General features: G+C 65.8%; 19 protein-coding genes. 6 read left to right on the top strand and 13 right to left on the bottom strand.

Features of this window, described 5'->3' with window-relative positions:
- Positions 1–15 precede the first annotated feature (15 nt).
- On the top strand, positions 16–963 hold the full coding sequence (locus AAEZ08_RS08090) for a methyltransferase (RefSeq protein WP_200596639.1): 948 nt from the start codon (positions 16–18) through the stop codon (positions 961–963).
- Between the two features lie 117 nt (positions 964–1080).
- Here the strand turns inward: AAEZ08_RS08090 and AAEZ08_RS08085 are convergent, their stop codons facing one another.
- From AAEZ08_RS08085 to AAEZ08_RS08070, 4 genes are all read right to left on the bottom strand, one after another.
- On the bottom strand, positions 1081–2013 hold the full coding sequence (locus tag AAEZ08_RS08085; RefSeq protein ID WP_500124044.1) for an AEC family transporter: 933 nt from the start codon (positions 2011–2013) through the stop codon (positions 1081–1083).
- 130 nt (positions 2014–2143) lie between these two features.
- A complete protein-coding gene (locus AAEZ08_RS08080) occupies positions 2144–2662 on the bottom strand; it encodes a transcriptional regulator (protein WP_200596644.1) in 519 nt (172 codons plus the stop codon).
- Between the two features lie 66 nt (positions 2663–2728).
- Complete coding sequence (locus AAEZ08_RS08075) at positions 2729–3901, bottom strand: zinc-dependent alcohol dehydrogenase (RefSeq protein ID WP_003284130.1); 1173 nt, start codon at positions 3899–3901, stop codon at positions 2729–2731.
- 149 nt (positions 3902–4050) lie between these two features.
- On the bottom strand, positions 4051–4911 hold the full coding sequence (locus AAEZ08_RS08070) for an SDR family oxidoreductase (RefSeq protein WP_500124042.1): 861 nt from the start codon (positions 4909–4911) through the stop codon (positions 4051–4053).
- Positions 4912–5046: 135 nt separating this feature from the next.
- Here AAEZ08_RS08070 and AAEZ08_RS08065 point away from each other — a divergent pair, with 135 nt between their 5' ends.
- From AAEZ08_RS08065 to AAEZ08_RS08055, 3 genes are all read left to right on the top strand, one after another.
- A complete protein-coding gene (locus tag AAEZ08_RS08065) occupies positions 5047–5967 on the top strand; it encodes a hydrogen peroxide-inducible genes activator (RefSeq protein WP_003284133.1) in 921 nt (306 codons plus the stop codon).
- Positions 5968–5971: 4 nt separating this feature from the next.
- Positions 5972–8044, top strand: coding sequence for an ATP-dependent DNA helicase RecG (recG, locus tag AAEZ08_RS08060; RefSeq protein ID WP_058063356.1), 2073 nt, complete (start codon positions 5972–5974; stop codon positions 8042–8044).
- Positions 8045–8119: 75 nt separating this feature from the next.
- Positions 8120–9523: an aminoacyl-tRNA deacylase and HDOD domain-containing protein gene (locus AAEZ08_RS08055; protein ID WP_500124041.1), complete on the top strand. Its 1404-nt coding sequence runs from the start codon at positions 8120–8122 to the stop codon at positions 9521–9523.
- A 60-nt stretch (positions 9524–9583) separates the two neighbouring features.
- Here AAEZ08_RS08055 and AAEZ08_RS08050 read toward each other — a convergent pair whose 3' ends face one another.
- The 9 genes from AAEZ08_RS08050 to gspE all read right to left on the bottom strand — a co-directional run bounded on the left by AAEZ08_RS08050 (position 9584) and on the right by gspE (position 17246).
- Complete coding sequence (locus AAEZ08_RS08050; RefSeq protein ID WP_003284136.1) at positions 9584–10099, bottom strand: type II secretion system protein M; 516 nt, start codon at positions 10097–10099, stop codon at positions 9584–9586.
- Positions 10099–11232 carry a type II secretion system protein GspL gene (gspL, locus tag AAEZ08_RS08045; RefSeq protein ID WP_500124040.1) on the bottom strand — a complete coding sequence of 378 codons (1134 nt, stop codon included), beginning with the start codon at positions 11230–11232 and terminating at the stop codon, positions 10099–10101. The genes AAEZ08_RS08050 and gspL overlap by 1 nt, the downstream gene beginning before the upstream one ends.
- A 3-nt stretch (positions 11233–11235) precedes the next feature.
- Positions 11236–12225 carry a type II secretion system minor pseudopilin GspK gene (gene gspK / locus AAEZ08_RS08040; RefSeq protein ID WP_003284139.1) on the bottom strand — a complete coding sequence of 330 codons (990 nt, stop codon included), beginning with the start codon at positions 12223–12225 and terminating at the stop codon, positions 11236–11238.
- Positions 12222–12935 carry a type II secretion system minor pseudopilin GspJ gene (gene gspJ / locus AAEZ08_RS08035; RefSeq protein WP_500124038.1) on the bottom strand — a complete coding sequence of 238 codons (714 nt, stop codon included), beginning with the start codon at positions 12933–12935 and terminating at the stop codon, positions 12222–12224. Before gspJ ends, gspK begins: the two co-directional genes overlap by 4 nt.
- Entirely contained in the window at positions 12932–13351 is a 420-nt protein-coding gene (gspI, locus tag AAEZ08_RS08030; RefSeq protein WP_500124036.1) for a type II secretion system minor pseudopilin GspI, read from the bottom strand. Before gspI ends, gspJ begins: the two co-directional genes overlap by 4 nt.
- Positions 13348–13917 (bottom strand): type II secretion system minor pseudopilin GspH, encoded by a 570-nt coding sequence (gene gspH, locus AAEZ08_RS08025; protein ID WP_500124034.1) that lies wholly within the window; start codon positions 13915–13917, stop codon positions 13348–13350. The genes gspI and gspH overlap by 4 nt, the downstream gene beginning before the upstream one ends.
- 3 nt (positions 13918–13920) lie before the next feature.
- The gene (gene gspG, locus AAEZ08_RS08020; RefSeq protein ID WP_003284145.1) at positions 13921–14355 is read right to left on the bottom strand and encodes a type II secretion system major pseudopilin GspG; all 435 of its coding nucleotides are present in this window, start codon (positions 14353–14355) and stop codon (positions 13921–13923) included.
- Between the two features lie 5 nt (positions 14356–14360).
- Positions 14361–15575, bottom strand: a complete 1215-nt coding sequence (gene xcpS / locus AAEZ08_RS08015) for a GspF family T2SS innner membrane protein variant XcpS (RefSeq protein ID WP_058063350.1) — start codon at positions 15573–15575, stop codon at positions 14361–14363.
- A gap of 156 nt (positions 15576–15731) precedes the next feature.
- A complete protein-coding gene (gspE, locus tag AAEZ08_RS08010; protein ID WP_399867778.1) occupies positions 15732–17246 on the bottom strand; it encodes a type II secretion system ATPase GspE in 1515 nt (504 codons plus the stop codon).
- A gap of 522 nt (positions 17247–17768) precedes the next feature.
- Between gspE and AAEZ08_RS08005 the strand changes: the two genes are divergently transcribed.
- Both AAEZ08_RS08005 and AAEZ08_RS08000 read left to right on the top strand, forming a co-directional pair.
- Positions 17769–18890: a Re/Si-specific NAD(P)(+) transhydrogenase subunit alpha gene (locus AAEZ08_RS08005; protein WP_003284149.1), complete on the top strand. Its 1122-nt coding sequence runs from the start codon at positions 17769–17771 to the stop codon at positions 18888–18890.
- Positions 18891–18903: 13 nt separating this feature from the next.
- Complete coding sequence (locus AAEZ08_RS08000) at positions 18904–19221, top strand: NAD(P) transhydrogenase subunit alpha part 2 (RefSeq protein ID WP_003284152.1); 318 nt, start codon at positions 18904–18906, stop codon at positions 19219–19221.

The following is a 19221-nucleotide window of genomic DNA, read 5'->3' as shown; positions in this document are numbered from 1 at the left end:
TCAAGGAAAGCGACGATGACCATGGAAAACGCGCAGGACCGCGCGCTGCTGCACTTGGGCCAGGCCCTGCGCGATCGCGGCTATCACTTCATCACCCCCACGCCCTTGACCCATGAACGGGTCAATCAGCGCCCGGAAAATGCACTCGCCGACGACCTGCCAGGGGTTTTCGGCTGGAGTCGTCCGTTCCAGCACGAACTGCTGCCACCGCCGCTGTTCAGCCTGATGGATCAGGCCGACGTACTGGAGCCCTATGGCTCGCGCTGGCGTTCCAAGGTGCGCCTGTCCAGCCTAGACGGACAGCTGTTCCTGCATTCGGCCTTTCCCACCGAAGCCAGCGATGCGGTGTTCTTCGGGCCGGACACCTACCGCTTCGCCAGCGCCATCTGCAGCCATCTAAATCAACATACCGGCGAGATCCGCCGCGTGGTGGACATCGGCTGCGGCTCAGGCGCCGGCGCCATTCTCACCGCACTGGCGCGGCCGCAAGCCGAAGTGCTGGCGGTGGACATCAACCCACAAGCGCTGCGTCTGACCCGCATCAATGCGGCATTGGCCGGTGTGGACAACGTACGTGCAGAACACAGTGACCTGCTGAGCAACGCGCAAGGCGAGTTCGATCTGGTCCTGGCTAATCCGCCCTATCTGGTCGATTCCGATCAGCGCGCCTACCGCCACGGCGGCGGCCCGCTGGGGGCTGGTCTGTCGCTGGCGATTCTCGACGCGGCACTGGGCCGGCTGGCGCCGGGCGGCACGCTGCTGCTGTACACCGGGGTCGCCATGATCGACAACCAGGACCCCTTCCTGGCCGAAGTGCGCCAGCGCCTCGAGCGTACCGACCTGCAATGGGGCTACCGCGAGATCGACCCGGACGTATTTGGCGAGGAGCTGCTTGGCGGGGCCTATACCCAGTGCGATCGCATCGCTGCCGTGGTGCTGGAAGTGACGCGGGCGGCGAGCTGAACGTTCCCGCGTGGAAACGCTTCGCGCTTTTCCACGGGGTGGCCATCCACCCTACGACCGGCCAGGCGTAGGGTGGATAACGCCGCAGGCTTATCCACGCGCAAGTGAGCGCGCATATCAGACCGGCAACAGCACCAGAATCAGTGACAGGGTGATCAGCGAACCCAGCGTCGACAGCAGCACCACCCGTGACACCCGCGAGCCCTCGCGCCCATAGAACTCGGCAAGCATGTACGGGCCGGTCCCGGTCGGCAGCGCGGCGAGCAGCAATGCCGAATAGGCCCACAGCGTCGGCAGCTCGAATACCTGAAAAGCCAGATACCAGGTGATCAACGGCTGCACCACCAGCTTCAGCCCCACCAGCGGCCACACGCCCTGCACCCTGCCTCCCGGCTGTGGCTGAGCGAGGAACAACCCCAGCGAAACCAGCGCGCAGGGCGCTGCCGCCGCGCCCAGCAGCTTGAGCAAGGTCGCCAGCGGCACGGGCAACTGCAGACCGCTCGCCGCCCAGAGTGCACCGAGCATGGGCGCTATAACCAGCGGATTGCGCGCCAGTGCACTGCTGACCTTCCCCAGCGTGCGCGACACGCCCTGCCCGGCATGCAGTCCGGTCTCGACGCAGGCCAGGGCGATGGCGAACAGCACGCAGACCACCACGATCGAGGCGACCATCGCCGGCTGCAGCGCCTCGTCGCCGAGCACCAGCATGCACAGCGGAATCCCGACATAGCCGGTGTTGGCGTAGGACGCACCCAGCGCGTCCAGGCTGGCGTCGACCAGCGGCTGCTTCTGCACCATGCGATACGCAAGCGTGAAGGCGAACACGCCGAGGCAGCCGATGGCGAACGCGGCGATAAAGCCCGGTTGCCAGAGCTGCTCCCAGGTCGAGGTCGCGACCACACTGAACAGCAGCGCCGGCAGGCCCAGCCAGACCACGAAACGGTTGAGTTCGGAAGCGCCGGCAGGCCCCATCCGCCCGCTACGACGGCACAGGTAACCGAGCAGGATCAGCGCAAAGACGGGCAGGACGACATTGACGACCGAAGACATGGACTCTCATCTGCAAACTGGCGGCGCGGCACAGGGCTGCGACCGAAACGGCCGGCCACCATAGCAAATGCGGCGGATCGTCGCGCTCGAGGTCGATCAGGCAATGGCCCGATCGACCTCGAGTTTCAGCTCAGTGAAGCGATGGCGAATAGCCGTTGGGTTCGGCCCGCGCGGCAGCGAACTCGGCCTCGACGCTGCCACGCATCTGCGCAGTACCGCCGGGGAATCCGCTGCGGTCGCTGTAGTCCCACTCCACCGACGGCACCTGCTCGGCATCCAGGCCCTTGGCGCAGCTCAGATCCAGCGCGGTGATACCGGCCACCGCTCCGGCGGCGATGGCGGCATTGGCTGGCTCGTTGCCGTGCTCGATGCTCCAGCCGAGGCCGGCCAGGTCCAGCGCATCGCCGCCGATACGACCGTAGATCCAGGGTCTCGGATCATCCGCCAGCAGGATGCCGACGCCGGTGGCAATCTCGCGCAGCCCGCAGACACGGACCAACCCCTCGCTGCCGGACATGCCGATAAAGCGTGCGACCTGCCGCGGTGCGACGAGCTGAACAACGCCCAGACCGATACTGAACCAGCCCAGCCCCCGCGCCAGCGTGCGCGCGGAATGGTTGGGCCGGGTGACTTGACGTGGAATGCTCATGAAGTCTCCTCGCTCGATAATGTGGCTCGGCCGATCCCTACTTTAGGGATTGGCGATCTGCAGGCTTCAGGGTTTGAGAACGACCTTGATGCAGCCGTCATGCTTGTCGCGGAAGGTCTTGTACATCTCCGGCCCCTGCTCGAGGCTGACGCTGTGGGTGATGACGAAGCTCGGATCGATCTCGCCTTCCTGGATGCGCCTAAGTAGGTCGTCGGTCCAGCGATTGACGTGGGTCTGGCCCATGCGGAAGGTCAGGCCCTTGTTCATCGCCGCGCCGAACGGGATCTTGTCGATCAGCCCGCCGTAGACGCCGGGAATCGAAATGATGCCGGCCGGGCGGCAGACGTAGATCATCTCGCGCAGCACGTGCGGCCGGTCGCTCTCGAGCATCAGCGCCTGCTTGGCGCGGTCGTACATGGAGTCGATCGATCGCGCGGCGTGCGCCTCCATGCCCACCGAGTCGATGCACTTCTCCGGGCCTTTGCCGCGGGTCAGTTCCTTGAGCCGTTCAAGCACGCTCTCTTCGTCGAAGTTGATGGTGATGGCGCCGCCTGCGCGGGCCATCGACAGCCGCTCGGGCACGTTGTCGATGCAGATGACCTGCTCGGCACCCATCATCACCGCGCTGCGGATGGCGAACTGGCCGACCGGCCCGGCGCCCCATACCGCCACCGTGTCGGTGGGCTGGATATCGCACTGCGCCGCGGCCTGCCAGCCGGTGGGCAGGATGTCGCCGAGAAACAGCACCTGCTCGTCCGTCAGGCCGTTGGGGATCACCACCGGGCCGACATCGGCATAGGGCACGCGCACGTACTCGGCCTGGCCGCCGGCATAGCCGCCGGTGAGGTGGGTGTAGCCGTAGAGACCAGCAGTGGTGTGGCCGAAGACCTTGTCGGCGATGTCCTTGTTGCGGTTGGTGCGCTCGCACACCGAGAAATTGCCGCGCCGGCACTGGTCACACTCGCCGCAGACGATGGTGAACGGCACCACCACGCGGTCGCCGACCTTGAGCTTCTTGTTCGCCGAGCCGACTTCCATCACCTCGCCCATGAACTCGTGGCCCATGATGTCGCCGTGCTGCATGCCGGGCATGAAGCCGTCATAGAGGTGCAGGTCGGAGCCGCAGATGGCGCAGGAACTGACCTTGATGATGGCGTCGCGCGGGTCTTCGATGGAGGGATCGGGGACGTGGTTGTCGCAGCGGATGTCGTGCTTGCCGTGCCAGCGGAGGGCTCTCATGGACAATCTCCTGTCGGGTTTCGGAAACGCCGTCTCGGTGATTCTCCTTTGCTGCCTCGCTGTTGCTCCTCTGTCGGTGCGGCGTGCTGTCAGGGTTTTAGTAAGCAGCGCCGCACGAGAGTTGCCCGATTACCGACGGGCTGCATTGCCTAGTGCCTATTGCGACCCAACGAGGCGTAGCCATCCCGGTAGCTGGGGAACCGGGGCTTCCAGCCCAGCGCACGGGCGCGGGCATTACTGCAGCGCTTGCTGCCGGCACGGCGGTTCATGCTCTGTTCGGCCCAGTGGGTGACGCCCAGACGGTCCCGCAGCCAGTCAACCACCTCATGCAGTGGCGCCGGGTCGTCATCGACGCCCAGGTAGCAATCCTCCAGCACAGCGCCACCGGCGTCGCTCTGCAGCAGAAACGCCAGCAGACCGGCGGCATCGTCGCGATGGATGCGGTTGCTGTACTGCGGCGGATCACGCTCGACACGCAGGCCGGCGCGCACCTGATTCTGCAGCCAGGGTCGCGACGGATCGTACAGCCCGCCCAGGCGCACACGCGTAACTGGCAGGCCGCTATCGAGCGCCAATTGCTCGGCTTCGAGCATCACCTGCCCCGTGAAACCGGTGGGCTCAGTGGCCGAATTCTCATCGATCCACTGGCCATCACGCTGGGCGTAGACGCCGGTACTGGAGACGAACACCAGCCGCCGCGGCTGCTGGCCATGCTGCTGCAACCAGCCAAGGACATTACGCAGCCCCTCCACATAGGCCTGCCGATAACCGGCTTCGTCGTGCTCGGTGGCCGACGACGCATAAACCAGATAGTCCAGCCCTCCCTTGGGCCAGCTACGCGGACAGGCAGGTTCGGAGAGATCTCCGTTGACCGGCAGGATCGGCACCGCGAGCTCCGCGGCGTTGCGCCGCAGACCGTACACCGTCCAGCCGTCCCGGCTAAGTTGCAGACCGAGACGACTGCCTAGGTCCCCGCAGCCTGCAATCAATACGCTAAGGCGCTTGCCCATGTTCTGCTCCCTCAGGTAGTACCCGCCACGCGGGCCGTATAAAACGGAGTGTACCCACTTTCGAAGCCTGGCCGACCGGTTGGTTCTACGCTGCGCAAAAGGCTATGCTTGCCGGCACATTGATGGATGCTGACTATGACTCTGACCGAACTGCGCTATATCGTCACCCTTGCCCAGGAACAGCACTTCGGCCGCGCGGCCGAACGCTGCCACGTCAGTCAGCCGACGCTATCGGTCGGGGTCAAGAAGCTCGAGGACGAGCTTGGTGTGCTGATCTTCGAGCGCACCAAGAGCGCGGTGCGCCTGACGCCAGTCGGCGAAGGCATCGTCACCCAGGCACAGAAGGTGCTGGAGCAGGCGCAAAGCATTCGCGAGCTGGCCCAGGTCGGCAAGAACCAGCTGGCCGCACCGCTCAAGGTCGGCGCCATCTACACCGTCGGCCCTTACATGTTTCCGCACCTGATTCCGCAGCTGCACCGCGTGGCGCCGGACATGCCGCTGTACATCGAAGAGAACTTCACCCACATCCTGCGCGACAAGCTGCGCACCGGCGAACTGGACGCGATCATCATCGCGCTGCCGTTCCAGGAGGCCGATGTGCTGACCAAGCCGCTCTACGACGAGCCGTTCTACGTGCTGATGCCAGCCGACCATCCGTGGACAGCGAAGGAAACCATCAACGCCGAGATGCTCAACGACAAGAGCCTGCTGCTGCTCGGAGAAGGCCACTGCTTCCGCGACCAGGTACTCGAAGCCTGCCCAACCACCCGCAAGGGCGAGGCGCCGAGCCACACCACCGTCGAATCCAGTTCGCTGGAAACCATCCGCCACATGGTCGCCTCGGGCCTGGGCGTATCGATCCTGCCGCTGTCGGCAGTAGAGAGCCACCATTACTCCCCCGGCGTGCTGGAAATCCGCCCGCTGACGCCGCCGGTACCGTTCCGTACCGTCGCAATCGCCTGGCGCGCCAGCTTCCCACGGCCGAAGGCCATCGAAATCCTCGCCGACTCGATTCGCCTGTGCTCGGTGGGCAAACCGACGGCGGCGAAATCCTGAGGCCATGAGCGAACTGGCGACCGTCCCGGTCACCGCACTCAAGGGCGTCGGGGCCGCACTGGCCGAGAAGCTCGCCAGGGTCGGCCTGGAAACCCTGCAGGACGTGCTCTTCCACCTGCCGCTGCGCTACCAGGACCGCACCCGCGTGGTGCCCATCGGTGCGTTGCGGCCGGGGCAGGATGCGGTGATCGAAGGCGTGGTGTCCGGCGCCGATATCGTCATGGGCCGCCGTCGTAGCCTGCTGGTGCGCCTGCAGGACGGCAGCGGCACCCTGAGCCTGCGCTTCTACCATTTCAGCCAGGCGCAGAAGGAGGCCATGAAACGTGGCACCCAGCTGCGCTGCTATGGCGAGGCACGTCCCGGTGCCTCGGGACTGGAGATCTACCACCCGGAATACCGTGCGCTGACCGGCGAGCCGGCGCCGGTGGAGCAGACCCTCACGCCGATCTACCCGACCACAGAAGGCTTGACCCAACAGCGCCTGCGCAACCTCAGCGAGCAGGCGCTAAGCCGTCTCGGCCCGCACAGCCTGCCAGATTGGCTGCCCGCCGAACTGGCCCGTGATTATCGCCTCGGCCCGCTGGACCAAGCGTTGCGTTACCTGCACCGGCCACCGGCCGACGCCAATCTGGAAGAACTCGCCGAAGGCCGTCACTGGGCACAGCATCGCCTGGCCTTCGAAGAGCTGCTGACCCATCAGCTGTCGCTGCAGCGCCTGCGCGAGCGGGTACGCGCCCAGCAGGCACCGGCGCTGCCACCGGCGAAAGCCTTGCCGCAGCGCTTTCTCGCCAACCTAGGTTTCAGCCCCACCGGCGCGCAGCAACGCGTCGGCGCCGAGATCGCCTATGACCTGACCCAGGACGAGCCCATGCTGCGCCTGGTGCAGGGTGACGTTGGTGCCGGCAAGACGGTGGTCGCCGCCCTCGCCGCCTTGCAGGCGCTGGAAGCCGGCTACCAGGTGGCGCTGATGGCGCCCACCGAGATTCTCGCCGAGCAGCACTTCCTCAACTTCAGCAAGTGGCTCGAACCACTCGGCATCGAGGTCGCCTGGCTTGCCGGCAAGCTCAAGGGCAAGGCCCGCGCCGTGTCGCTGGAACAGATCGCCGGCGGCGCACCGATGGTGGTCGGCACCCATGCGCTATTCCAGGACGAAGTGGTGTTCAAGCGCCTGGCGCTGGTGATCATCGACGAGCAGCACCGCTTCGGCGTACAGCAGCGCTTGGCCCTGCGTCAGAAGGGGATCGACGGCAGGCTCTGCCCGCACCAGCTGATCATGACCGCCACGCCCATCCCCCGCACTCTGGCGATGAGCGCCTACGCCGATCTCGACACCTCGATCCTCGACGAACTGCCGCCGGGCCGCACGCCGGTCAACACCCTGGTGATTGCCGACAGCCGCCGCCTGGAGGTGATCGAGCGGGTACGCATCGCCTGCAACGAGGGGCGCCAGGCGTACTGGGTGTGCACCCTGATCGAGGAATCCGAGGAGCTGACCTGTCAGGCCGCGGAAACCACCTTCGAGGACCTTTCGGCAGCACTCGTCGGGCTACGTGTCGGGCTGATCCACGGGCGCATGAAGCCGGCCGAGAAGGCCGCGGTGATGGAGCAGTTCAAGCGCGGCGAGCTGCAGCTGTTGGTTGCCACCACGGTGATCGAGGTAGGCGTCGACGTGCCCAACGCCAGCCTGATGATCATCGAAAACCCGGAACGCCTCGGCCTCGCCCAGCTGCACCAGCTGCGCGGGCGGGTCGGCCGCGGCAGTGCGGCAAGTCATTGCGTGCTGCTGTACCATCCGCCGCTGTCACAACTGGGCCGCGAGCGGCTGGCGATCATGCGCGAGACCTGCGACGGCTTCCTGATTGCCGAAAAGGACCTGGAGCTGCGAGGCCCCGGCGAGATGCTCGGCACCCGCCAGACCGGCCTCTTGCAGTTCAAGGTCGCCGACCTGATGCGCGATGCAGAGCTGCTCCCGGCGGTACGCGATGCCGCGCAGGAGCTGTTGGCGCGCTGGCCGCAGCATGTCAGCCCGCTGCTCGAGCGTTGGCTGCGTCATGGCCAGGAATACGGCCAGGTATGACAACCATTCGTCGCCACAACGTCCGTGCCTGACGGCTTCGCTATACTCGGGCAGGTCACTATAACGGGTCCGCATATGAATTCTGCTGTCGACACCGAAAGCTGCTCCGAACTGCCCCTGCTGATCACCAAGCTGTTGAAAGACCTCGGTGTGAGTTATCAGATCCAGCGCGATCGCCCCAATTTTCCCGCAGCCCAACGGGTTCAGGCAGTGCTGCTGGACGACAGCATCGGCGCCATGCTGGTGCTCTTCCCCCAGAACCATCTGCTCGATCTCGCGCGCCTGGCCGAGCTTACCGGCCGCGAGCTGGCAGCTGTAAAGCCGGAGCGACTGGCCCGGATGCTGGGCAAGCACCAACTGAGCCGCCTGCCTGGCCTGCCGCCGCTGACCAGCTCGCCCTGCCTGTATGAAGAGAGCCTGATGCAACAGCCACGGCTGCTGGTGGAGTCCGGCCAGCCTGGGCTGCTGGTAGAGGTCGCCAGTGGCGACTTCAAACGCATGCTGAGCAAGGCTACAGCAGGTAGCTTCGCCGTGCCGCTGAGCAGCATCCAGCCGAACCTGGACCGTCCGGACGACGACCGCGCAGAGATCAGCCAGGCGGTGCAGAGCTTCACCGCACGACGTATCCAGAAGCGCCTGGAAGAGACCATCGAGATTCCTCCGCTACCGCACACGGCGCAGAAGATCATCAAGCTGCGGGTCAATCCCGATGCCACCGTCGACGACATCACCGGCGTGGTGGAAACCGACCCGGCACTGGCGGCGCAGGTGATCAGTTGGGCGGCCTCACCCTATTACGCAGCGCCCGGGCGCATTCGCTCAGTGGAAGACGCCATCGTTCGCGTGTTGGGCTTCGACCTGGTAATCAACCTTGCCCTAGGCCTCGCGCTGGGCAAAACGCTGAGCCTACCCAAGGACAAGCCACAGGACGCCACACCTTATTGGCAACAGGCGATCTATACCGCCGCCGTGATAGAGGGGCTGACCCGCGCCATTCCCCGTGAACAACGCCCAGAGCCCGGCCTGAGTTACCTCGCCGGACTGCTGCACAGTTTCGGCTACCTGGTGCTGGCCCACGTCTTCCCACCGCATTTCTCGCTGATCTGTCGACATCTGGAAGCCAACCCGCACCTGTCGCATAGCCACGTCGAGCAGCACCTGCTGGGTATCACCCGCGAACAGATCGGCGCCTGGTTGATGCGTCTGTGGGGCATGCCTGAAGAACTCGCGGTCGCCCTGCGCTTTCAGAGCGATCCGAACTACGCAGGCGAACACTCGGCTTATCCGAACCTGGTCTGTCTGGCCGTGCGCCTGCTGCGCAGCCGTGGCATCGGCGGGGAGCCGGTCAGCGATGTGCCGCAGCAGCTGTTCGATCGTCTCGGCATCAGCCGTGAAAAGGCCGATGATGCGATATCCAAGGTACTTGCCGCAGAGGCCGCATTGCGTGCATTGGCCATGCAGTTCAACCCGCCGCACTGATAGCCCTCACCGCCGGGTCTGCACCAGAACGTGCCGACCCGGTGACGGCTACCAAGCCTCTCACCCTCCCGCTCGAAAGCTCACCCGCGCATTGACCAGCCCCTCCCCTGCACGCTCCAGGCTGACGTCGGCGACACTCACCCCTTGACCCTGCAACGTGTCGAACCAACGCAGCAGCAGCGCATAAGACGCCGCCGGCAGACTCACCTGGAGGCTACCGTCGCTGCCATTGTCGAAGCTCTCGATCAGTAGATTGCCCTGCTGCGCGCTTTCGGTGATCACCCCTTGCAGCTGCTCCGGCGCCAGTTCGACCTGATTGCTACGCTCCATCTGCCGCGCCAGCTCGGTGTTCTGCTCCATGTAGGCATGCATCTCGCGCTGCGCCTGGTAGTACTCGCGGGCGTCGGCGGCCTGGCGTTGCGCCGGCAGCCACAGCCAGAGGTAGAACAGCACCGCGAGCAGGAAAGCGCCGAGCAGGCTCAGCGAGGTGCGCTCGCGGGGCGCCAGCCGTTGCCAGCGCTGCCACAGCGGCGAATCGGCGAGACGCACAGCCAATTGTTGCTTGAGATTCATCATCAGCCTCCGATCACCACGCGGGCACTCACGCCGTCACCTTCGCGACTGGCCGATCCCAACTGCACACTCTGGCCGGCCTCACCCAGCCGCCGACGCAGGGTTTCCAGGGTGGCGAAATCCATCGCCTGCACCTGAAGCGCCAGATCGCCACGATCCTGGTTGTAGTCGAGCTGACCGATGGTGACCGGAATGCCGTCCTCCAGCGCTGCGGCAGCGTGGTCGAGCAGGCGCAGGAAGCCCGCCTGCCCGCCGCTGCCGCGCGCCAGGTGATCATCGAATTGTGCGCGCATGTTGACGATCCGGATGTCCTCCGGGAACAACTCTCGATACAGCGCCAGACTGGCCTCGGCATAGGCATCGCCTTGGCGCTGGAAGTACCAGGCCTGGCTTAGATTGAAACCCAGCTGCACCAGCAGGATCAGCCCGGCGACGGCAAACAGCGGTTTCCAGTAGCCGAGGCCGGTGTTGCCGACCTCGACGGCGAAGTCGCCCTGAGCCAGATTGACTGCCACCGCGCGCTGGGCGACGAGAAAGGCATACGGATCATCCACTTGCCGATAGCCGTCGAGCGCCAGCGGCGGCTCGCTTTCGCTGCCCTGGGCGTGCCAGGGCGCTGGGCAAAGGCCGGAAAGCTGCGGCCAATCCTGAGTGGCGAAAGCCAGCCGCGTCTCGCCGACACCGCCGAGCAAACCACGCTCGCCGATGAACAGCAGCTGTGCGTCTTCCCGCGGCAGCAGATCGGCATCGACGTGGATCGCCACGATCAGCAGCCCCAGCTCGCGCAGCTGCTCCAACCAGCCGGCCAGCAGCTGGCGACGGATCGCCACGACGCGCTGGCGGCCATCGGGCAGCGTTTCACCAAGCGCCAGATGCAGATCGTCGACGTTTTCGGCAAGCAACTCCTCGGCGGCGTAGGCCAGCGCCTGCTGCATCCAGCGCGCCTTGCGGGTCGGCAGAGTGACGGCGAAAAAGCTGCAGACTTCGGCCGGCAGAATCAGGCTGATCGCGCCACTGCCACCGCTGCAGTCGGCCAGGGGCTGCCAGCGGCCAGGGCCGTCCTTGGGCAGCCAATAGACACGCGTATCGCCATCGAGCCTGGCAGGGCTGTCGGCGGGCAGAAACAGGCAATCCATGATCTAGCGTTCTCCATCGGATGAGCGAGCCAACCGGGCAGGCTGGCCAAGATTTCGCGCGAGCACGCGCACGCTGCCGTCCTGCTCGCGTTGCAACAGGCTGACCAGCGCCAGCCGGCGATCGCCCAGGCGCACTTCGCTGGTGGCCTGAAAGAATTGACTGCCAACCGCCAGCGCAGTGCCCTGCAACGTAGTCCCGGCCATGGCCGGCTGCGCGAGAAACGCTGCGCTGTTGCGAAACGGTGCGACGCGGCGCAGCTCGACCAGCGACTCGGCAGCGCCGAGGCTGAGGTTGTCGCTCAGGCTGGAGAGCACCATCGGGCTTGCCGTGTTGACGTTAAGCGGCACGTTGGGCGGCAGCGCGGCGACATAGGGTGCCAGGCGCTGGAAGTCCTCTTCGCGCATGTCCAGCAGCAGGCGCAGTTCGGACAAGTCATGCAGCCGGCGTCCGGCGTTGCGATATGGCGGATCGAGCGCGAGATAGGCGTTGTCTTCGGCGCCATATTCGCCGCTCGGTTGCTGGTCCGGGTCGAGCCAGTCCAGCAGGCGTTCAGCGTAGGGCGCGCTGATCTGCAGGCGCAGCAGCAGGCGGCGGAACTGCTCGACCGCTGCGGGGTTAGGCTGTTGATCACGCAGCAGGTCATTGAGGTTGAAGCGCCCGGCCAGATCTTCGATGCGTACCAGAATCTCGCCCTGATCGATCTCGAACGCTGGCAGCGGCTGCGCCCAGGGCTCGAGCAGATGATCGACGGCCGCTGCCTCACCACTTGCGCCCGGCTCGCCACCGGCGGCGGACCGCAGGTCACGGGCCAGCATGGCCTGCGCCAGCGCCTCACCGCCCAGGGCGTAGTGCCAAGCCTGGCGCGCCTGCAGCTGGTTGCTGCTGGCACGGATGCTGAGCTGCTGGCGCGCCACCATCGCCGCGCTGACCACGGTGACGATGGCCACCACCAGCAGCACGGTAATCAAGGCCACTCCGCGCTCACGCCTCACTGCGGCATCTCCCCTTCGAACGGCTCGGGTACACCCTCAGCGCCGGGCAGTGCTTGCTGCGCGGCCTGCGTTGCCGCATCAGGCAGTCGCAGCACACGCGTAACGCGCCCATAGCGCGCGTGTTCCAGACTCAGTTCGAGCCCGACCGGCAGGCGCTCGGCTGCGTCCTCCGGGCTGCCGCGACCGAAGTCGAACGGTGGCCACTCCTCGTGCCACACGGCCTCCTCGTCCAGATAGCGCAACTGCAGGCCCTGCACGTTCTCCAGCACCCGCTGCACGCGCGGCTCGCTGTCGACGTCGCGGTCCAGCACGACCCAATAGACGCGCTCCAGATTCTGCCCGGCCAGGCGCCAGCGCACCCGCTGCAGATTGGCGCGCCGCAAGCCGGTGGGATTGCGCCAGCCGGCGCGGGTCAGCTCCAGCACCGGCGCGCCATCCTCGCCACCCAGCTGGCCGATAAATGCGTTGCGCTCGTCACCGAAGCCATCGCGTATCGGGCGTCCGATCACCTGTTGCAGGTCGCGTTCGAAGGCCCACACCGCACGGCTCAGTTCGCGCAACTGCAGCTCCTGGGCGCGCACAGCCTCATCGCTCTGCAGCACCGCTTCGAGCATGCGGTAAGTGCCGAGGCCAAGCAGCGCGAACAGGGCGATGGCAATCAGCAGTTCGAGCAGGGTGAAACCGGCGCAGTCGCGCGGGCGAGCGTTCATTGGCGCGCCACTCCCGGGCCGACCGCAATGAAGCCGGTGAGGCTGGTCACCGCTCGCTCAGACACCGAGCCGCTGCGCCCGCGCGGCGTCTGCAGCGCGACCCAGACGGTGACACGGAGCAGGCCAGGGTCGGCGCTGGTCTCGATTTCGCTGAGCGTTTGCCACTTGCGGCTGCCGTAATCCACCTCCTGGGTCTCACGGCCAATGGAGGGAGGAATCTGCTGCAACTGCAGTTCGCTGATGCGGTTGTCGGCGATCCAGCCGGCCAGAGTCAGTTCCTCCAGCCGCCCAGCATTGGTAAGGCTGCGGCCGGCAGCGGTGAGCACCACGGCCGACACGCTGGCGAAGATCGCCAGTGCCACCAGCACTTCGAGCAGGGTGAAGCCACGGCCGGCCCTGGCCAGGCGTCTGCTCATCGCCTGTCCTCGATGACTTTCGCCTCAGGCAGACGGAAGCCGTCACTGGTGACCAGCCAGCCACCGCCGCGCTGCTGGCGTTCGGACAGGCGCAGGCTGAACGGCGAAAGCTCGCCACTGGAAAGGATCAGCAACTGCGGCTCCAGCCGTGGTGCGCGGCGTGCCGTTCGCTCGCTGTCTCGGGACAGCCCGGCGCGGTCGTCCTGGCGCTGGGTAGGGGCCACCAGTTCCAGCGGCGTACCGTCCAGCTCCAGATCCAGGCGCATCCATTCCGGCACCTTGTGCACCTTGCGCCGCTCGACTTCCAGCCAGCGCGTTGCTACTTCATCGTAGCGCAGCACGCGATAACCCTCGCTGTTGACCAGCAGGCCGTATTCGCGGCTGTCGAGCACCGCCTCGTCGCTGAGCACGCCGATCAGCGCAGCCAGTCGCCGTGCCTCGTCACGCAGCTCGCGCGAGCCACTCGAGCCGCCAACGCTGAGCACCGCCACGCTGACCAGAATGCCCAGCAGGACGATGACCACCAGCAGTTCGATCAGCGTGAAAGCGCGGGCGCGCTGCCGCATCGATTAGAGGTCCCAGTTACCGATGTCGGCATTGAGGTCGCTGCCTCCGGGCTTGCCGTCGGCACCAAAGGAGTAGAGGTCGAACTGACCCTGGGTGCCCGGCGAGAGGTACTGGTAGTCGTTGCCCCATGGGTCCTTGGGCAGACGCTTGAGATAGCCATCGCGGTTCCAGTTCTTCGGCTGCGGGTTGCCGGAAGGCTTCTTCACCAGCGCATCCAGCCCCTGCTGGGTGCTCGGGTAGGCGAAATTGTCCAGCTTGTACATGTCCAGCGCGGCGGCTATGGCCTTGATATCGCCCTTGGCCACGGTAACCTTGGCCTGGTCCGGCCGGCTCATCACCTGCGGCACCACCAGCGCGGCGAGGATGCCGAGGATGACCACCACCACCATGATTTCGATGAGGGTGAAGCCCCCTTGCGTACGTCGTTGCAACTTCATTGTCGTTACCCCACCAGTTGGTTGAGAGAGAGGATCGGCATCAGGATCGCCAGCACGATGACCAGCACCACAGCCCCCATGAACACCAGCATGAACGGTTCGAACAGGCCGACCAGCAAAGACACCTGGGCGGCGAGGTCGTTCTCCTGATTGCGCGCGGTTCGCGCCAGCATCTGATCCAGTTCACCGGATTTCTCGCCGCTGGCGATCATGTGCAGCATCATCGGCGGGAATTCGCCGGTGGCGTCCAGCGCGCGGGTCAGGCTGCTGCCCTCGCGCACCTTCTGCGCCGCCTCCACCACCCGCTCGCGGATGCGCAGGTTGGCGATCACCGCGGCAGCGATGGACAGCGCCTCCACCAGCGGCACGCCGCTCTTGGTGAGGATCGCCAGGGTCGAGGCGAAGCGCGCGGTATTGGTCGCCCGGCTCAGCCGACCAATCAGCGGTATCCGCAGAATGAACGCATGCCAGCGCAGGCGCAGCGCCGGGTCGCGCAATGCCGCACGCATGGCCATCAAGGCGGCGATGATGCCGAGCACGATCAGCCAGCCCCAGTTCTTCACCACGTCGCTGGTGGCGATCAGCCCGCGGGTCAGCGCCGGCAGTTCCTGCCCGGTGTTGACGAACACCTTGACCACGTCCGGCACCACGTAGCCGAGCAGCAGCACGACGATGGCCAGCGAGGCGACCATCAGGATCACCGGATAGAGCAGCGCCAGCTGGATCTTCTGCCGCGATTGCTGACGCTGGTCGGTGTAGTCGGCCAGCTGGTCGAGCACCAGCCCGAGATGGCCGGCATGTTCGCCGGCCGCCACGGTGGCGCGGTAGAGCTCGGGAAAGGCCGACGGATATTCGCGCAGCGCCGCGGCCAGGCTGTGGCCTTCCATCACTCGCGCACGCACGGCCAGCAGCATCGACTTGATCTTCGCCGAGGTGGATTGCGCCGCCGCCGCGCGCAGGGCTTCCTCGATCGGCAGCGCAGCCTGCACCAGTGTCGCCAGCTGCCGGGTGACCAACGCCAGATCCCGCGCCGACAGGCCACGACCGAAACTAAGGCCGCCGCGGCTGACGTCTTCCTTGGACTTGGCCTGCTTCACCTCCAGCGGCGCCCACTGCTTTTCGCGCAGCAACTGCCGTGCCTGGCGCGGGCTGTCGGCTTCGATCAGGCCCTTCTGCTCGCGGCCACGCGGGTCGAGGGCAAGGTATTCGAAGGCAGCCATCAGGCGATTCCCAACACTGGCGATTCGCGGTCAAGAGCGCTCCCACGCAGGCACCGCACAGCCATGGGAGCCGCCTTGGCCGCGAATGGCGCCATGACGCACCAGCAGCCGGGCCGCAGATGCCTCTCCAGGCGAGCCGAAAACAACCTCATCCCTTCACTCCTCACGCGTCACCCGTAGCACTTCCTCAATGGTGGTCACGCCTTCGCGCACCTTGCGCAGGCCGTCGTCGCGGATGCTGGGGCCCAGCACCCGGGCATGACGCAGCATGTCCTGCTCACTCGCACGGGTGTGCACCATCGTGCGCAGGGCATCGTCGAACAACACCAGCTCGTAGATGCCGGTACGCCCACGATAGCCAAGCCCGCGACACTGCTCGCAGCCTTCGGCGTGATACAGCGTCGGCGCATCGTCGGGACTCACACCCAGCAGCGCACACTCGGCGGTATCGGCGACATAGGCGCGCTTGCAGTCATTGCACAACACCCGCACGAGGCGCTGGGCCAGCACGCCAAGCAGCGACGAGGAAATCAGAAACGGTTCGACGCCCATGTCCACCAGGCGCGTGACGGCGCCGATGGCGCTGTTGGTGTGCAGCGTGGAAAGCACCAGGTGGCCGGTCAGCGAGGCCTGCACCGCCATGTCGGCGGTTTCCTGATCTCGGATCTCGCCGACCATCACCACGTCCGGGTCCTGACGCAGGATGGCGCGCAGCCCGCGGGCGAAGGTCATGTCGACCTTGGTGTTGACCTGGGTCTGGCCAATGCCTTCAAGGTGGTACTCGATGGGGTCCTCGACGGTGAGGATGTTGCGGGTGCGGTCGTTGAGGGTGGTCAGCGCGGCGTAGAGCGTGGTGGTCTTACCCGACCCGGTGGGGCCGGTGACCAGAATGATCCCGTGCGGTTTCTTCACCGCCTGCTCCAGGTGGTCGCGGTCCTGCTCGTTCATGCCCAAATGACGCAAGGTCAGGCGCCCGGCCTGCTTGTCGAGCAGACGCAACACCACCCGCTCGCCATTGGCCGAGGGCAGCGTGGAGACGCGGATGTCGACTTCCCGACCGCCAACCCGCAGCGAGATACGCCCGTCCTGCGGGATGCGCTTCTCGGCGATGTCCAGCTTGGCCATCACCTTGATCCGCGATACCAGCAATGCCGCCAGCTCGCGCTTGGGCTGCACCACTTCACGGAGGATGCCGTCGACGCGAAAGCGGATCACCAGGCGCTTCTCGAAGGTTTCGATATGGATATCCGAGGCGTTCTCGTTGATCGCCTCGCCGAGGATGGCGTTGATCAGGCGAATGATCGGCGCGTCGTCCTCCTGCTCCAACAGATCCTCGGTTTCCTGGATCTGATCGGCCAGGCTGGCCAAGTCCAGGTCGTTGCCCAGCCCCTCGACCATCAACATCGCCGCGGAAGAGTCGTGCTGATAGGCCGCACCTAGCGCCTGATCGAAATCCGCCTGCGGCAGCCACTGCATCGCCAGGCGCATGCCGACCACCCGCTGCGCCTCCTGCACCGCCGTCAGCGCGGCGCCCTCGCGCAGGCCCAGGCGCATCTCGCCGCCACGCTCCAGCAGGATCACGCCATGTCGCCGCGCGAAGGCGAACGGCAGGCGCCGCTGGGCCGGCTGTTCGAGCAGCGTGGTGACTTCGTTTACATCGAGTTCGGGCATCGTGCAGCTCCACCAGCGATACGCAGCGACCCGACGTCACCGCGTTCGAAACACTCCAATCGGGTCCAACCAGCCTAGTTGGACTACAAGGATTGGATGACATTTCAACGGGTGCGTGTTTTTCCCGCACAACTCGACTTAATTCGGCACCAAGGTCGCAGGCGCATGGCACCGCGGACGAATACCCCGTCAATGGCGCGTCATTCATGATGCGGCGCGTCGTGTGCCCGGCGAGGACATTTTGGTCGTACGCAGAGCCAAACAGGACGCAATCTGCAGCGAAGCGCGGAAAACAGGCAGTCATCCTGCGACTGATGCGTCAAATACAATCGTTTGATTGAAACAGTTGTTTGATTTTTTTAAGACTTGCAGAATGCCGCGCCGGGCGATCGGTTTTTGCGCATCGCTTAGCGGGCTTCACCTGTTCCAAACCCCGCCCGCCAGAGCAGCGGACGGGTGAAAAGCACGTCGGTGCGCGGTTCGCCGCAGCACTGGTCATGATCACGCAGGAGAACAACAACAATGCACATCGGTGTTCCTCTCGAAACCCACTCTGGGGAGACGCGCGTCGCCGCAACCCCGGAAACCGTCAAGAAACTGATCGGCCAAGGGCACCGGGTGACGCTGCAAAGCGGCGCCGGGTTGCTTTCCAGCGTGCCGGACAGCGCCTATGAAGCGGTCGGCGCAACCATCGGCGATGCCGCCGCGGCCTTCGCCGCCGAGCTGGTGCTGAAGGTCAATGCGCCGGACGATGCGGAACTGGCGCAGATGCAGTCCGGCAGCGTGCTGCTGGGCATGCTCAACCCCTTCGATAACGAATGCATCGCGCGCATGGCCGCCCGCGGCATCACTGCGTTCGCCATGGAAGCCGCGCCGCGTACGTCCCGGGCGCAGAGCCTGGACGTGCTGTCGTCGCAGGCCAACATCGCCGGTTACAAGGCGGTGCTGGTCGGCGCCCATCACTACCCGCGCTTCATGCCGATGCTGATGACTGCTGCCGGTACGGTGAAGGCCGCACGCGTGCTGATCCTCGGTGCCGGTGTCGCCGGGCTGCAGGCCATCGCCACGGCCAAACGCCTGGGTGCAGTGGTCGAGGCTTCGGACGTGCGTCCGGCGGTGAAGGAGCAGATCGAATCGCTCGGCGCCAAGTTCGTCGACGTGCCGCTGGAGACCGACGAGGAACGCGAATGCGCCGAAGGCGTTGGCGGCTATGCGCGGCCGATGCCGGCTTCGTGGATGGCGCGTCAGGCCCAGGCGGTGCACCAGCGTGCGCTGCAGTCGGACATCGTCATCACCACCGCGCTGATTCCGGGCCGCAAGGCGCCGACGCTGCTGCAGGAAGCCACTGTCGAGCAGATGAAGCCCGGCTCGGTGATCGTCGATCTGGCAGCCGGCCACGGCGGCAACTGCCCACTGACCGAGATCGATCAGGTGGTGGTGCGCCACGGTGTGACCATCGTCGGCCACGCCAACCTGGCGACGCTGGTCGCGGCCGACGCCTCGGCGCTGTACGCCCGCAACCTGCTGGATTTCCTCAAGCTGGTCATCGACAAGGACGGCCAGTTCCAGCTCAACCTCGAAGACGACATCGTCGCCGCGTGCCTGATGTGCCGCGACGGCCAGGTCGTGCGGACCAACGGTTAAGGGAGACGCGAACATGGATCTGATTTCAGACGGCATCTACAACCTGATCATCTTCGTGCTGGCGATCTACGTCGGCTACCACGTGGTCTGGAACGTCACCCCGGCCCTGCACACCCCGCTGATGGCGGTCACCAACGCGATCTCGGCGATCGTTATCGTCGGCGCCATGCTGGCCGCCGCGCTCACCGTCACCCCGCTGGGCAAGGCCATGGGCACCCTGGCCGTGGCGCTGGCCGCGGTCAACGTGTTCGGGGGCTTCCTGGTCACCCGCCGCATGCTGGAAATGTTCAAGAAGAAGGACCGCAGTGCGGCCAAGGCGGAGGGCAAGTAA

It is taken from the genome of Pseudomonas sp. E45-MNA-CIBAN-0222, assembly GCF_040310405.1.
In the GTDB taxonomy this organism is placed as follows: domain Bacteria; phylum Pseudomonadota; class Gammaproteobacteria; order Pseudomonadales; family Pseudomonadaceae; genus Stutzerimonas; species Stutzerimonas stutzeri_AC.
This window is presented reverse-complemented; position numbering and strand designations above follow the sequence as displayed.